This window comes from Shinella sp. 838 (assembly GCF_029623935.1).
Lineage (GTDB): Bacteria > Pseudomonadota > Alphaproteobacteria > Rhizobiales > Rhizobiaceae > Shinella.
On the sequence record NZ_JARSBQ010000005.1, the window covers coordinates 183,760 to 198,561 of the forward strand.

Annotated in this window: 14 protein-coding genes; 11 read left to right on the plus strand and 3 right to left on the minus strand. The window is 64.3% G+C overall.

What is annotated here, in order from left to right; genetic code table 11:
• The first annotated feature begins 4 nt into the window (after positions 1 to 4).
• The 5 genes from P9A16_RS17950 (at position 5) to P9A16_RS17970 (ending at position 5,196) form a co-directional block, all read left to right on the plus strand.
• Positions 5 to 1,066: a substrate-binding domain-containing protein gene (locus P9A16_RS17950; protein WP_278025810.1), complete on the plus strand. Its 1,062-nt coding sequence runs from the start codon at positions 5 to 7 to the stop codon at positions 1,064 to 1,066.
• A 72-nt stretch (positions 1,067 to 1,138) separates the two neighbouring features.
• Positions 1,139 to 2,197: a substrate-binding domain-containing protein gene (locus P9A16_RS17955; protein WP_272790902.1), complete on the plus strand. Its 1,059-nt coding sequence runs from the start codon at positions 1,139 to 1,141 to the stop codon at positions 2,195 to 2,197.
• Positions 2,198 to 2,234: 37 nt separating this feature from the next.
• Positions 2,235 to 3,212: an ABC transporter permease gene (locus P9A16_RS17960; RefSeq protein WP_023512572.1), complete on the plus strand. Its 978-nt coding sequence runs from the start codon at positions 2,235 to 2,237 to the stop codon at positions 3,210 to 3,212.
• An 11-nt stretch (positions 3,213 to 3,223) separates the two neighbouring features.
• Positions 3,224 to 4,438, plus strand: coding sequence for an alanine racemase (locus P9A16_RS17965; protein WP_278025811.1), 1,215 nt, complete (start codon positions 3,224 to 3,226; stop codon positions 4,436 to 4,438).
• Entirely contained in the window at positions 4,435 to 5,196 is a 762-nt protein-coding gene (locus tag P9A16_RS17970) for an ATP-binding cassette domain-containing protein (RefSeq protein WP_023512574.1), read from the plus strand. Before P9A16_RS17965 ends, P9A16_RS17970 begins: the two co-directional genes overlap by 4 nt.
• Before the next feature lie 9 nt (positions 5,197 to 5,205).
• On the opposite strand, the gene P9A16_RS17975 is transcribed toward P9A16_RS17970, so the two are convergent.
• Positions 5,206 to 5,835, minus strand: a complete 630-nt coding sequence (locus P9A16_RS17975; protein ID WP_278025812.1) for a glutathione S-transferase family protein — start codon at positions 5,833 to 5,835, stop codon at positions 5,206 to 5,208.
• A 2-nt stretch (positions 5,836 to 5,837) separates the two neighbouring features.
• Positions 5,838 to 6,203, minus strand: a complete 366-nt coding sequence (locus tag P9A16_RS17980) for an ArsR/SmtB family transcription factor (RefSeq protein ID WP_023512576.1) — start codon at positions 6,201 to 6,203, stop codon at positions 5,838 to 5,840.
• 216 nt (positions 6,204 to 6,419) lie between these two features.
• On the opposite strand from P9A16_RS17980, the gene P9A16_RS17985 reads away from it, so the two are divergent.
• The 4 genes from P9A16_RS17985 to P9A16_RS18000 are packed head-to-tail and all read left to right on the plus strand — an operon-like array spanning position 6,420 to position 11,279.
• Positions 6,420 to 7,262 (plus strand): ABC transporter substrate-binding protein, encoded by an 843-nt coding sequence (locus tag P9A16_RS17985; RefSeq protein ID WP_278025813.1) that lies wholly within the window; start codon positions 6,420 to 6,422, stop codon positions 7,260 to 7,262.
• Between the two features lie 10 nt (positions 7,263 to 7,272).
• Positions 7,273 to 8,403 carry an LLM class flavin-dependent oxidoreductase gene (locus P9A16_RS17990; RefSeq protein ID WP_278025814.1) on the plus strand — a complete coding sequence of 377 codons (1,131 nt, stop codon included), beginning with the start codon at positions 7,273 to 7,275 and terminating at the stop codon, positions 8,401 to 8,403.
• Between the two features lie 18 nt (positions 8,404 to 8,421).
• Complete coding sequence (locus P9A16_RS17995; RefSeq protein WP_443021676.1) at positions 8,422 to 10,254, plus strand: TRAP transporter large permease; 1,833 nt, start codon at positions 8,422 to 8,424, stop codon at positions 10,252 to 10,254.
• A 26-nt stretch (positions 10,255 to 10,280) separates the two neighbouring features.
• Entirely contained in the window at positions 10,281 to 11,279 is a 999-nt protein-coding gene (locus tag P9A16_RS18000) for a TRAP transporter substrate-binding protein (protein WP_278025815.1), read from the plus strand.
• 74 nt (positions 11,280 to 11,353) lie between these two features.
• On the opposite strand, the gene P9A16_RS18005 is transcribed toward P9A16_RS18000, so the two are convergent.
• Positions 11,354 to 12,367, minus strand: a complete 1,014-nt coding sequence (locus P9A16_RS18005) for a zinc-dependent alcohol dehydrogenase family protein (protein ID WP_278025816.1) — start codon at positions 12,365 to 12,367, stop codon at positions 11,354 to 11,356.
• Between the two features lie 100 nt (positions 12,368 to 12,467).
• Between P9A16_RS18005 and P9A16_RS18010 the strand changes: the two genes are divergently transcribed.
• Both P9A16_RS18010 and P9A16_RS18015 read left to right on the plus strand, forming a co-directional pair.
• Complete coding sequence (locus tag P9A16_RS18010; RefSeq protein WP_278025817.1) at positions 12,468 to 13,367, plus strand: LysR family transcriptional regulator; 900 nt, start codon at positions 12,468 to 12,470, stop codon at positions 13,365 to 13,367.
• Between the two features lie 154 nt (positions 13,368 to 13,521).
• Positions 13,522 to 14,793 (plus strand): ABC transporter substrate-binding protein, encoded by a 1,272-nt coding sequence (locus tag P9A16_RS18015; RefSeq protein ID WP_278025818.1) that lies wholly within the window; start codon positions 13,522 to 13,524, stop codon positions 14,791 to 14,793.
• The last annotated feature ends 9 nt before the right edge of the window (positions 14,794 to 14,802 follow it).

The following is a 14,802-nucleotide window of genomic DNA, read 5'->3' on the forward strand; positions in this document are numbered from 1 at the left end:
GACCATGCAGATGACGAAATGGCTGGCCGGGGCATTGGCCGCCGGTCTTATCATGAGCGCCGCAACCGCCATCGCCCAGACCGTCGGCCCGGCCGGCGAGGCGGCGACGCCCAGCGCCGACGTGGCGTTGTCAGATGCCGATATCGCGGCGCTGAAGGACAAGGGCTACAAGGCGGCGCTCCTCTGGCACACCTCGTCGGATTTCACCAATGCGGTCGGCCAGGGCGCGACGGATGAGTTCAAGCGCGCCGGCATCGAGATCGCCGTGACGACCGATGCGCAGTTCGATGCCGCGCGTCAGCGCAGCGACATCGAGACGGCGCTTGCCGCCAAGCCGAACGTCATTCTCGCCCTGCCGCTCGATCCGGTCACGTCGGCGGAGGCTTTCCGGCAGGCCGTCGCCGACGGTGCCAAGCTGGTCTTCCTGTCGAACGTGCCGAAGGACTACAAACATGGTGCGGATTATGCGTCCATCGTGACCGACGACCTCTTCCAGATGGGCAAGCAGGCGGCTGATGCGCTCGCCAAGTCGATCGGCGGCAAGGGCACGGTCGGCTACATCTTCCACGACGCGACCTACTACGTCACCAATCAGCGCGACCAGGCTTTCAAGTCGACCATCGAGAAGGATTATCCGGATATCAAGATCGTCGCGGAACAGGGCATTTCCGACCCGGCGCGCGCCGAGGAACTTGCCAATGCCATGCTGCTGCAAAACCCGGATCTCGACGGCATCTATGTCACCTGGGCCGAGCCCGCGGACGGTGTGCTGGCGGCGCTGCGTGGCGCGGGCAACACGAAGACGAAGATCGTCACGCTCGATCTCGCCGAGCCGGTGGCACTCGACATGGTCAAGGGCGGCAATGTGACGGCACTTGTCGCCGACAAGGCCTATGAGCTTGGCCGCGCCATGGCTGCTGCCGGCATGAAATCGCTGCTCGGCCAGGAAACGCCGGCCTTCGTCGTCGCCCCGGCGCTCACCGTCACCAAGGAGAACGTCTCCCAAGGCTGGAAAGACTCGCTGAACCGCGACGCGCCGCAATCGGTGCTCGACGCAGCGAAGTGACCGCCTGACTGCGGCGGCGCCAAACCGCCGCAGCCCCATCGCCCCAATGTTGCAGTTTCACGGGAGGAAACCATGCGTATCGCAACCACGCTCGCTTTGATGACCGGCCTTTTCGGCGCGCACGCCTTTGCCGCTGACGGCGCGACGACAGGCCCGCGCGGCGAGAAACCGACGGCCGCCAGCACCGTCACGCTCACCGCCGAGGAAGAGCAGAAGATCAAGGACGGAAAATTCACCGCGGCCCTCGTCTGGCACGAGATGAGCGAATACACCAATGCGGTCAATGCCGGCGCCCAGGACGAGTTCAAGCGCCTCGGCATCGAGGTTGTCGCACAGACCGATGCCGGCTTCGACGGCGCGCGCCAGAAAGCGGATGTCGAGACAGTGCTGGCGAAGAAGCCGTCGATCATCGTGTCCCTGCCGGTCGATCCGGCCAGCGCCGCTTCCGTCTATGACCCGGCCCGTGCGGCCGGCGTCAAGCTCGCCTTCGTCGACAATTCGCCGGCCGGCTACGAACACGGCAAGGACTATGTGACGATCGTCTCCGACGACCTCTTCCAGATGGGCAACAAGGCCGGCGTCGCCATGGCCGAGGCCTTGGGCAAGAAAGGCAAGGTCGGCTACATCTTCCACGATGCCGATTTCTACGTGACCAACCAGCGCGACCAGGCCTTCAAGAAGACCATCGAGCAGGATTACCCTGATATGAAGATCGTCGCCGAGCAGGGTATGGCCGATCCCGCCCGCAGCGAGGAGATCGCGCAGGCGATGGTGACGCAGCATCCCGATCTCGACGGCATCTATGTCACCTGGGCCGAGCCGGCGCTGAGTGTGCTTTCGGCACTGCGTTCGGCCGGCAACAGCCACACCAGGATCGTCACGCTCGACCTCAACGAGCCGGCCGCGCTCGACATGGTCAAGGGCGGCAGCGTCGCCGCGCTGATTGCCGACGAGGCCTACAATATAGGCGTCACGGCGGCCCGGTCCGCGGCGGGCGCGATGCTCGGCAAGGAGGCTGCCCCGTTCCTCGTCGTCGATTCCCTGGCGGTCACCAAGGACACGGTGAAGGAAGGCTGGAAGACGTCGCTGAACAAGGACGTTCCGCAGTCCATTGCCGACGCCTTGAAATAAGCGAAGCCCGGTCGGCTCTCATTCACGGAGGTAAATCATGTCCAGTACCAACCAGGGTGCCGCGGTCCGTGCGGCGGGGCTGGCCGGCCGCGTCAACCTGCAGCAATATGTCGTCTATTTCGGCTTCCTTGCGATCTTCCTGTTCTTCGCCATCGTGCTGAAGGACAGCGGGTTCCTGACGGTCCGCAACCTCTCGAACATCGTGCTGCAGACGGCGCCGGCGACGATCATGGCGATCGGTCTCGTCTTCGTCATGTCGGCGGGCGAGATCGACCTTTCCATCGGCTCGACGGTCGCCGTCGCGGCGCTCGCCGCGGCCGTCACCATGCAGAGTTACGGCATGGTGCCTGGCATCGCCGCCGGTCTCGGCTGCGGCCTGCTGATCGGTCTCGTCAACGGTGTGCTGGTCGCCTATGTGCGGCTGCCGTCCTTCCTCGTCACGCTGGCGACCCTCGGCCTCTTTGCCGGCGTCTCGCGCTCGATGACGGACCTGCGCAGCATTCCCGTCACCAACGAGACCTTCACCGGCTTCTTCGGCTCCGGCGCGCTCCTGGGCATTCCCTCGCTCATCTGGTGGACGGCCATCGCCGTCGCCTTCGGCCACATCCTCTACCGCGAGACCCGCTTCGGCGCCCATGTGCTGGCGGTCGGCGACAATGCGCGGGCGGCCAGCGTCTCCGGCATTTCCGTACCGAAGATGCGCCTTGCCGTGCTGATGATATCAGGTGCGCTCGCCGGGCTTGCCGGCCTGCTCTATGCCGGCCGTCTCCAGGCTGCGAAGTATACGCTTGGCGAGACCGACCTGATGACGGTCATCGCCGCCGTCATCGTCGGCGGCACGCTGCTCAACGGCGGCAAGGGGTCGATCATCGGCGCGCTCGTCGGTTCGCTGATGATGGGCATGCTCAACAACGGCCTCATCCTGATGGGCCTTTCCGTTTCCGACCAGATGATCGTTCGCGGTCTCATCATCCTTGCCGCAGTCGCCGTGTCGCTGCGTGAAAAATCCCGCTGAGGAGAACCTGAATGTTTCTCGACGTTCTGCGCCGGCGCAATCCCGGTTTCATCGAAGCCGCCCAGAAACTTCACCGCGAGGGCAAAATCCCGGCCAATGCCTATGTGATCGATCTCGACGCGATCGAGCGCAACGCCCGCATCCTCAAGGACGAGGCAACGCGGCTCGGCCTGAAAACCTTCGCCATGACGAAACAGTTCGGCCGGTCGAGCTCGGCTTGCAAGGCGATCCTCGCCGGCGGCATCGATCGCGCCGTCGCCGTCGACATGGCCTGCGCCAAGGCGACCCACCGGGCGGGCCTGAAGGTCGGCCATCTCGGCCATCTCCAGCAGGTTGCCCGTCATGAGGCGAACGGCGCCGCCGGTGTGCTCCAGCCGGATTACTGGACGGTCTTCAACGAGGCCAAGGCGCGCGAAGCCGCCGCCGGCGCCAAGGCGGCCGGCCGCACGCAGAACCTGCTCGCCCGTATCCACGCGGAAGGCGATACCTTCTATCGCGGCCATGAGGGCGGCTTCGACGCCAGCGATGTGGTCGCCGTTGCTGAGATGTTTGATGGCCTCGAAGGTGGCCGCTTCGCCGGCATCACGACATTCCCGGCGCTGCTCTTCGATCATCAGGCCCGCAAGGTGTTGCCCACCCCGAACCTTGCGACGCTGACGAAGACCGCCGAGGCGCTGGCGAAGGCCGGACGCCGCGACATCGAGGTCAACGCCCCCGGCACCACCTCCAGCGTGCTGCTTGCCGCGCTGGCGGAAGCCGGCGCCACGCAATGCGAACCCGGCAACGGCCTGCACGGCACGACGGCCCTGCATGTGGTGGAAGACCTGCCGGAGCTGCCCGCCATGCTCTACCTCACCGAGGTCTCGCACCTCTCGGGCGGCAAGGCCTATTGCTTCGGCGGCGGCTTCTACATCGATCCGATCTTCCCGGACTATGACGTGAAGGCCATCGTCTCCGACGAGCCGACTGTCGCCGCAAATGCCTTGCGCAGCGTCGAAATCCCGCCGCCCTCGGCCATCGATTATTACGCGATGATCGATGCAACCGGCCCGGGCGCACCAAAGCCGGGTGACACCGCTATCTTTGGTTTTCGCGGCCAGGCCTTCGTCACCCGTGCCTATGTCGTTGGCGTTTCCGGCATCTCCTCCGGTGCGCCGAAGGTCGAGACCATCGAGAATACGGCTGGCGAAACCGCCGCCTGGCCGATCTGGGAGCAAAGGGCATGAATGCGAACGCTGCCACTACGACCGGCCAGCCCATCCTGGCGCTGAAGGACATCCGCAAGACCTTCGGTGGCGTCGTCGCCATCGAAAACTTTTCGCTGGATGTCCATCCCGGCGAAATCGTCGCCCTTGTCGGCGACAACGGTGCCGGCAAGTCGACGCTGATCAAGATCATCTCCGGCGTGCACCCGCCGACCTCGGGTTCGATCGCCATCGAGGGCGAGCCCGTCGCCATGTCGAACGCGACGATGGCGCGTGCACACGGCATTGAGGTCGTCTACCAGGACCTCGCGCTCGCCGACCAGCAGACGGTCTACATGAACATGTTTCTGGGCCGCGAGCCGACCAGGGCTTTCGGTCTGCTCGACCGTCGCCGCATGATTGACGAGACGGAAAAGCTGGTGAAGGAACTGGACGTGCGCATCCCCTCCGCGCATGCGACGATCCGTGACCTCTCCGGCGGTCAGCGCCAGGGTGTCGCTATCGCCCGCGCGACTCATTGGGCCAGCAAGCTGATCCTGCTCGACGAACCGACCGCCGCGCTCGGCGTTGCCGAAACCGCCAAGGTGGAGGAGATCGTCGCCTCGCTGAAGACACGCAATATCGGCGTGCTGATCATCAGCCACAGCCTCGACCAGGTCTTCAAACTCTCCGACCGCATCTGCGTTTTGCGCCGCGGCAGGCAGATCGGTATCCGCGAGACGAAGAAGACCGACAAGAACGAGATCATCGCGATGATCACTGGCTTGCAGCAGAGCTGATTGCCGCTTTCAGGGTAACGGTATCTCGCCTGTGACATGCGGGACCGCGTAGCCGCGTTTCACGGGTGCGCGGCCTGCCATTGCGAGATACCAGCGCTGTACCTTGGGAAAGTCGCCAAGATCGATCACGTGGCGCTGGAAGCGCGAGACCCATGGCCAGATCGCGATGTCGGCGATCGAATAGTCGCCGGCGATATGCTCGCGACCGGCCAACCGTGCCTCGAGGGTGCCGTAGAGTCGGCGTGTTTCGCCCGCGAACAGGGCCTCGGCGAAGGGTGCCTTTCCGGGATTGTAGGTGAGGAAGGTATGCGCGTGCCCCAGTGTCGGGCCGAAGCCTCCTGCCTGCCAGAAGAGCCATTCGACGGCCTCGATCCGGGCGGGGCCGCTCGCCGGCAGCAAGCGGCCGGTCTTTTCCGCAAGGTAGAGAAGGATCGCGCTTGAATCGGAAAGCGTGACGCCCGTGTCATGGTCGATGATCGCCGGGATCTTCGAACCGGGATTGATTTTTCGGTATTCCGGCGAGAACTGGTCGCCGCGGGTGATATCGATCGTGTGGGGGCGATAGTCGAGGCCGAACTCTTCGAGCGCGATCGAGACCTTCAGACCGTTCGGAGTGATCCAGGTGTAGAGGTCGATCATCGTCAGTCGAACATCCTGTCCTCGACCGGCAGCGCCCGCATGGCGAAGCGCCCGGTCACGTCGTCGAGGCCTGCATAGAGCTGGCGCAGGGTATGCACGATCGCCTCGGCCCTTGGATCGCCGACACGATAGACGATCGCCTTGCCCTCCCTGCGCGCCATGACGATGCCGGCTTCACGCAGTTCGGCGAGCTGCTGCGACAGCGTTGGCTGGCGGATGCCGAGCTCCTCTTCGAGGGCAGAAACGGAGGCCTCCGTCTCCATGAGATAACAGATGATCGCGAGGCGATTGGCATTGCCAACCAGTTTCAGGAGCTCGCTGGCCTCGCCGACGCTGCGGCAAATTCGATTGGAGACCGGCTTGGTCAAGGACACACTCCCTATTGCTCTATAAAAAAGTAAAATGTCTCTCGCTCAAATTCAACGGCCGGGACAGCGCTTCGCCGACGGAAGCAGAAATATTCCCTATTCTATCGATTTAGTAGAATTCGCATTGCGATCACGCCCGCAGGCCGGGACAGCCTTCCTCGCTTTCAATCTATAAAAAAGTAAATTGTCTCGCAGAATTGACATGCGGGAGTGAAAATGCGGATCGGCGTCCATCCGAACAATCTACATTTGCGGCTCGCCCGGCTCTGGCCGGGCAGCTTCGCGAAACTTGACCCGGAATTCGTGCCTTATGGCGAAGGGCGCGATACCGCCCGCTTGCTTGAAAGCGGCAGGATCCATTTTGGCGGCACGGGCTCGACACCGCCGATCGAGGCCGATGCGCTGGGGCTCGGCGTGCAGTACATCGCGGCTTCGGCGCCGCGCCCGGCCAATGGCGCGATTTTCGTGCGGGTGGACAGCGATATCCAGTCCATGGCCGGCCTTGCCGGCAAGCGGGTTTCCCTCGTCGATGGCTCCTTTCACACGTATCTGCTGGCGCGCAGCCTGGAAGGCCAGGGGCTCGGCCTGGCAGATGTGACGAGGGTCGAGAGCGCCCACCACGATTCCCTGGAGGAACTTCTGGAGGGCCGGGTCGATGCCTGGGTCGCCATGTCGCCACGCCTCGAAAGGGTCTCGGGCAGGCCGGACCTGCGACTGCTCGTCCGCTGCGGCGGGACCATTCCAAACCGCTCCCTCTTCTGGACGCTTGAACGGCACGCGCTGCCGGCCGAAACGATCCGGACCATCACGGACGAACTCGATCGTGTCGGCCGGGAAGTGACGGCGGATCTCCGCAAGGCGGCGGAGCTGCTGGCCGCGGAAGAGAACAGCGATGGCGATGCGGATGCCTGGGAGCGTGTCCTTCGCTCTCGGGATTTCTCCGTCGGTCCGGCGGGCGCGGAGATTATCGCCGAACAGCAATCCGAGGCCGACACCCTTCACCGGCACGGTCATTTTTCCACCGGGGTCGCATTGAAGCGATCGATCCTGTCCGCTTGAGGAGCCTTCGATGAACGTTCTCTGGTATATGTGCGCTCCGGATGGGGCTTATCCTTGGCAACCAGAAGGCTCCCGCAAGGTCGATCTCGGATATTACAAGCAGCTCGCCCAGGCCTATGACCATCTCGGCTTTACCGGTGCGCTGTTTGCGACCGGTGCGCACGACGTCTGGGTGCTGGCAAGCGCGCTGCTGTCTTCCACGGAACGGATGAAACTCCTCGTCGCGATCCATCCCGGCCTCGTCGCGCCGACGCTGCTCGCCAAGATGGCGGCGACGCTGCAGGAGTTCTCGCGCGGGCGGCTGTTGATCAACATCGTCTCCGGCGACGCGAAGATGCTCGGCGCCTATGGCATGACCATGCCGCATGACGAGCGCTACGATATGGCGGATGAATATCTGCAGATCTGGCATCGGCTGTTTGCCGGCGAAACCGTCACGCACCAGGGCAGGTATTTCAAGACGGACGGTGCTCGGCTGGCGTTACCGGTCGGCGAGACCATCGCGCCGCCACCGCTCTGGTTCGGTGGATCCTCCGACAAGGCACTCGACGTCGCCGCCAGGCATGTCGACACGTATCTGTCGTGGGGCGAGACGCCGGAGCAGATCAAGGAAAAGGTCGACGCGGTGAAGGCGAGGGCGGACCGCTATGGCCGCAAGCTTGAATATGGCATCCGGCTCTACGTGATCGTGCGCGACACGGATGCCAAGGCCTGGGAGGCTGCTGCGGATCTCTACGACCGCATGGACGACACTGCAATTGCAGCCAATCAGCGCTTTGTCGGCCGGAGCGACTCCGTCGGCCAGCAGCGCATGACCGCGATGCACGGCGGCCTGAAGCCCACCAACCTGCGGGACCTGGAAGTCGCTCCGGATCTCTGGGCTGGCATCGGGCTTGTCCGGCCGGGACCGGGTACGGCGATCGTCGGCTCGCCCGATACCGTTATCCGGACGCTGGAGGCCTACCGGAAAGCCGGCGTCGAAACCTTCATTCTCTCCGGCATGCCCCTGCTCGAGGAAGCCTATCGTTTTGGCGAGACGGTTCTGCCGCGGCTCGATGTTTCCCGGGAGGTGTCGCAGGCGCGGCAATTCACCTGGTCGACACTCTTCGACCGCGACCTCTCGACGGTCAAGAGCGCCTGAGAGCGGAAAGGTAAACGCGTGGCCATCAGCCAGTCCTCCATCCTCGACGCGCCGGCCGCGCCCGCGCGCAATCTTGCCGAACATGCATTGAAGCGGATCGAAGATGCGCTCGGTGCCTTCGCGGCCTTCATTCTTACCGTGCTGCTTGCGGTTGTGCTGGTGAGCGTCGGATTGCGCTATTTCTTCTCGACCGGCTTCGTCGGCTCCGAAGATCTTGCAATCTGGCTGCATGTCGCGCTGATCGCGCTTGGCGCGCCGCTCAGCCTCGGCAGCGCGCTGGCTATGCGGCTCGATGTTTTCATTCGGTTGCTGCCGGCGCGTTTGCTGCCCCTGGCTCAGATGCTCGCGGATGTGTTCACGGTCCTTGCCGCGTCGATCCTGCTTTTTGGCGGCAGCGAGATTATGGCCATGCTGGGCGGCGTATCGCCGACGCTTGGCATCCCGGAATGGATCCGCTTCGGTTTTCTTGGTGCGGGAGGCGGCCTCGTCCTCGTCGTGCTTGTCCTGCGACGGATCGGAGAGGGCAGGATCGGCGGCGTATCCGCATCGCTCGTGCTCGGTGCGGCGGTCTATTTCGGTGTCCCGGAGACCGGATTTGGCACGGACCTGCCGCCAAGCCTCTTTCTGGCGGTCGTGGCGGGGCTTGGCCTGCTTCTGGCCGCGCCGCTGGCGCATGCCTTCCTTGCCGCGGCCTATGTCGCGATCGCCTTCGGCAGCAGCCTGCCGGAACCGGCGATCGTTTCGACGACCGTTACCGGCATGTCGAAGTTCCTGCTGCTCGCCATTCCCTTCTTTCTCCTGGCCGGCGGGCTCTTGACGGCGTCTGGCGTCGCCAACCAGCTCGTGCGTTTCGCCGCCTCCATGGTCGGCCACCGGCGGGCCGGGTTGGCGCAGACGACGCTTCTGACGAGCGTGCTGTTTTCAGGCGCCTCCGGCTCGTCTGTCGCCAATGCTGCCTTCGGTGCATCGACCTTCCAGCCCGAACTTGTCCGCCACGGTTATCCGCCGGCGCAGGCCGGTGCGATCATCGCCGCGACCTCGGTACTGGACAACGTCATTCCGCCCTCGATCGCCTTCCTGATCCTTGCTGCGGCGACCAACCTGTCCGTGGGTTCGCTTCTGGTCGGCGGTTTCTTTGCCGGCGGGCTGATGGCCGTCTGCCTTGCGGTGGCCATTCACCTGACGGTCCGGGAGCAGGTAGGGCAGGTCCGTGCGACGGGCGCCGAACGTGGAAGGGCCGCCATAGCGGCCATTCCGGCCTTCGGCCTTGGTATCATTGTCGTGGTGGGCATCCGCGTCGGCGTCGTCACGACGACGGAAGCTGCCGCCCTCGCTGCGCTCTACACGCTCGGCCTTGCGGCCTGGTCGAAACTCGGGTTCGGTTCCGTCTTTCTTTCCTTCCGCCAGGCAGCGACGGAAGCGGCTGCGATCGGTTTGCTGATCGGCACCGCCGGCCCCTTCGCGTTCCTGCTCGCCGTGGATGACGTCTCGGGCCTCGTCACCCAATTCGTGACAGTTTTGGGCGGAAGTGCGCTTGCGGTCCTCATCCTTTCGAACATCATCCTTCTCGTCGTCGGCCTCGTGCTCGATATCGGCGCGGCGATCCTGCTGTTCGGCCCGATCCTGCTGCCGGCCGCGGTGGCCGCCGGCATCGATCCGATCCATTTCGGGGTCATTCTGGTGGTCAATCTGATGATCCACGGCCTGACGCCGCCGCTCGGCATGCTCATCTTCGTGGTGAGCGGCGTGACCCGCACTCCCGCCACAGCGCTCTTTCGGGCCGTCGTGCCCTATCTCGCCGCGCTTCTCGTTTCCCTGGCGATCCTTTGCGCCTGGGCGGTCCTTTTCTAACGCATCTTGTCATGGGGACATCAGACATGGGCAATCTCAACCGCCGTACTCTTTTGAAGACCGCTGCCGCCACCGGGCTCGCCTTTGCGGCGCCGGCCTATATTCGCGCGGCATCCGCCAGCGCCACGACGATCACGGTCGCCTCGCTCTTGGGTGACGACAAGCCGGAAACCAGGGTGTGGGTGAAGATCAGCGAACTGGTGGAGGCGCAGCTTCCGGGCCAGTTCCGCTTCAATATCGTCAAGAACGGCGCACTGGGCGGCGAGAAGGAAGTGGCCGAAGGCGCCCGCCTCGGTTCCGTTCACGCCAGCCTTTCGACAGTCTCCTCGCTTTCGGGCTGGGTACCGGACCTGCAGATACTCGACCTGCCCTTCCTCTTCCGGGATGCCGCCCATGTGCGCAAGACGGTCGATGGCGACGTCGGCGCCGACCTCCGGCAAAAGCTTGCCGCGCAGAATTTCGTGGTCGGCGACTTCATCAACTACGGAGCGCGCCATCTCCTCACCAAGGAGCCGGTCACGCGCCCGGACCAGCTGAAGGGCAAGAAGATCCGGGTTATCCAGAGCCCGCTGCACACGAGGTTGTGGAGCGCTTTCGACACCACGCCCGTGGGTATTCCGATCACCGAGACCTACAATGCGTTGTCGACCGGCGTTGCCGATGCCATGGACCTTACCAAATCCGCCTATGCCGGCTTCAAGCTCTACGAAGTCGTGCCCTACATGACGGAAACGGGCCATATCTGGGCGTCGGGGGTCATCTTCTACGCCGCCGGCTTCTGGGGCCAGCTTAACGATGAGCAGAAGGCCGTCTTCCAGGATGCATCGCGCCAGGGGGCGGCCTATTTCAACCAGCTCATTGTCGAGGACGAAGCGAAGTCCATCGAGCAATCGCTGAAGAACGGCGGCAAGGTGCTGAAACCGGAAGCGTTTGACGAATGGCAGAAGGGCGCGCAGGGCGTCTGGCAGGATTTCTCAGCCGTCGTTGGCGGCGTCGAGCGTATCAGGGCCGTCCAGTCGGCATAGCCCTTGCCCCGTACAGGCGTTCAACACGGCTCTGCCGCCCGGCGTATTTTTTGCGCCGGGCGGTTCAACGACGGTCAGAACTCGATCACGACCTTCCCGAATGGTCCGCGATCGAGATGTGCAAAGGCCTGATCCGCCTCCTCGAAGCGATAGCGCCTGTCGATCACCGGCTTGAGGCCGATGCTGTCCACGGCCCGCACGAAGTCCTCCAGTGCCCGGCGATGACCGACCGAAATGCCCTGCACGACCGGCGACTTGAGAAGAAGCGCGGAGGCGGGACCGGAGATTTCGAACCCTTCGAACACGCCGATCAAGGAGACCCGCCCGCCGACAGCCACCGCTTTCAGCGCCTCTCCAAAACCCGCGCCGCCGGCGATATCGAGCACGTGGTCGGCGCCATGGCCGTCCGTCAGGTCGATGAGCTGCTCGACCCAGCCGTCACGCGGGAGCAGATGGTCGGCTTTGAGCGCGCGCAGCCTTTCGCGCTTTTCTGCGCTCGACGACGTGACGAAGGTCTGCGCGCCGTGCGCCCGTGCAATCTGCAAGGCGAAGAGAGCGACCCCGCCTGTTCCCTGGATCAGCACCTTCTCGCCGGCCTTCAGGCTTCCGCTCTCGATGAGTGCCATCCATGCTGTAAGGCCGGCGCAGGGCAGCGTGCTCGCTTCCCCGGCATCCAGCGTCTTCGGTGCGGCAACGAACCAGTCGGCCGGGAACGTCACATATTCCGAGAGCACGCCGGGATGCGCACCGCCGAGCGTCCTGTAGGGCGGATTGCGCGCATCGCCCAGGCCCTTGCCCTCGATCCGGCCGGGCATGAAGGTGGAGATCACCTTGTCGCCCGCCTTGAAGCGGCTGACGCCGGGGCCGACGGCCTCGACCACGCCGGCCATGTCGGAGGCGGGCACGAAGGGATAGTCCAGCGGCAGGCCCATGCCGCTCTCCAGAACGAGCTTGTCGCGGTAGTTGAGGGAAACGGCTTCGGTGCGCACGCGAACCTCGCCATGCCCGGGTTCCGCGATTGCCGCAGTGCGGATCGCGAAGTCCTTCGGACCGATCGCCGCCATGCTCCACTGCCTTGCCATTGTCATCGCTATTCTCCTTCTCGATGCGTTGAAGGAAGCCTATCGTTGAAAACTCATCGGCAGTTGCGGTATTAATTCGCCACACTGGTTCCTGAATGGATACAATATGGAGCACCTGAAGGACGTCTCGGTTTTCGTGGAAGCGGTCGATGCCGGTGGGTTCTCGGCAGCGGCGAAGCGGCTCAACCTGACACGCTCGGCCGTCGCCAAGACGATCGCGCGCATGGAGACGCGGCTGAAGGTCAGGCTCTTTCATCGCACGACGCGCAGCCAGGGCATGACGGAAGAAGGCCGCTATTTCTATGAACGGTGCCTGAGGGCGATCGAGGAGATCCGGGCCGGCGAGGCCGAGCTGGAATCGGGCCGGCGCGATGTCCGCGGCAAGCTGCGGGTCACGATGCCTGTCATCTTCGGCCGCCAATGCGTCGCGCCGCTGCTGATCGGCCTGCTAGACCACCATCCGGGGCTCGAACTCGATCTGTCCTTCAGCGACCGTGTCGCCGACCTGCGGGCCGACGGGTTCGATCTTGCAGTGCGCAATGGCCGTCTCAAGGACGATGCCGACACCGTCGTCCGGCGGGTCGCCTTTCAGCGCCTGACGGTCTGTGCCTCGCCGGCCTATATCGAGATGCATGGCGAACCACAGCGACTGGAGGATTTGCCGAACCACGAGGGCATCATCTATGGCAAGAGAGAGAGCCACGATACGTGGGTGTTTCCATCGCCCGATGACCCCTGGCGCGTCGTCCTGCCCCGCTCCCGCCTAAGGCTGGATGATCTCGAATCGATCCGGGATGCGGCCTGCCGCGGGTTGGGGCTCGCCTGGCTGCCCTGCTGGATGATCAGGAACGATGTTGCTACGGGGCGACTTCGACAGGTCCTGAAGGCTGTGCCGTCGGTCACCTTCGAAACCCACGCTGTCTGGCCGCGCTCCCCCGTCATGCTGCCGCGCGTCCGGCTGGCGATCGATACCCTGGCGGTTGGGCTGCCCGGCATGATGGAGTAGAGGGGAGATGTGGGTGCCGGGTGGACATCCTTCCGGCGTCCCGGCAATATCCCTGCTTTGTCATTGTGACATTCGCATCTTCACCGGAGGCACGCCCGTTTTGAACCGGCCGGGACACCATCGCGGCGCGGGCTGGCGTCTGTTGCTCGCTTTCATGCTGCTTTTTTCCGCGCATGAAGCACGGGCGGCAGACCTGTCGATCATCACCTCCTATCCGCCTTCCTTCTACGAGCCGTTCCAGCGTGCCTTCGAGGCGCACAATCCGGATATCCGCGTTACGGTCGTGCAGCGCAACACCGGCAGTGCGAGCCGCTTCATTCTCGAAAAGCCCGAGGTCGCAGCGGATATCTTCTGGGCATCGGCGACGGACGCGTTCGAACTCCTGAAGCGCAAGGGTGCCCTGCGAGCGATCCAGCCGCGGCAGACCGGAGCGCCGGAGCGCATTCTCGGCTATCCCGTCAACGATCCGGAGGGCTTTTATCTGGGCTTCGCGCTGTCCGGTTATGGGCTCGTCTACAACGCCGCCTACCTCGCGCAATACGACCTGCCGGTGCCACAAAACTGGCAGGACCTGCTGATGCCCGTCTATGCCGGCCATATCGGCATCACGTCGCCCTCCCGTTCCGGTACCACGCATCTGATCGTCGAGGCGCTGTTGCAGACCTACGGCTGGGAGCGAGGCTGGGCGTTGCTGTCGGAGCTCGGTGGCAACCTCTCGACTGTGACGGCGCGCAGCTTCGGCGTCGCCTCGGGCGTTGCGCAGCGCCGCTTCGGCATCGGCGTGACGATCGACTTCCTTGCAAAGGCGCCTGATGTCTCGGGCGCGGAAAACGTCTTCGTGCTGACGCCGGATCCCGTCTACGTGCCGGCCAACATCGCCATCCTCTCGCGAGCAAGAAACGCGGAGGCTGCCGAGCGGTTCGTCGACTTCCTGTTCTCGCAGGAAGGGCAGGACATCCTCCTGCGCCCGGCGATCGGACGCATTCCGGTGCGGGCGGCGCTGAATGCCGGGTTGCTGCCCGCAGAAAATACTGGTGGGCTGCTGGCGGCGAACGGTTTCAACGCGCGCCTTTCGGCTGAGCGCTACGGCATCGTCAACCTGATCTTCGACGACTACATCGTCCGTCGCCGGGCGATGCTCGCCCGTCTCTGGGCACGGCTGCGGGCGCTTGAGGGCGAGGCTGCGGGGGATGCCGGCAGGCGCAGCACTTTGGCGAGTGTGCGCCGGCTGCTCGGCACACCCCCGCGCTCTTCCGACGATGTCGAGAGATTGGCCGAAGGCCTGAAGGGGGAATGGCCGCGGGGCATTGCCCGCACGACCGAACAGCAGGCCTTTGCACGCGACATCCGCGGCGCCGTCGAGCGGAATCTTGCCCGGGCGGAAAGCCTGCTTGTTGGCATCTCGACCGCGGCCGGGCGGCGATGATAGAAGCCG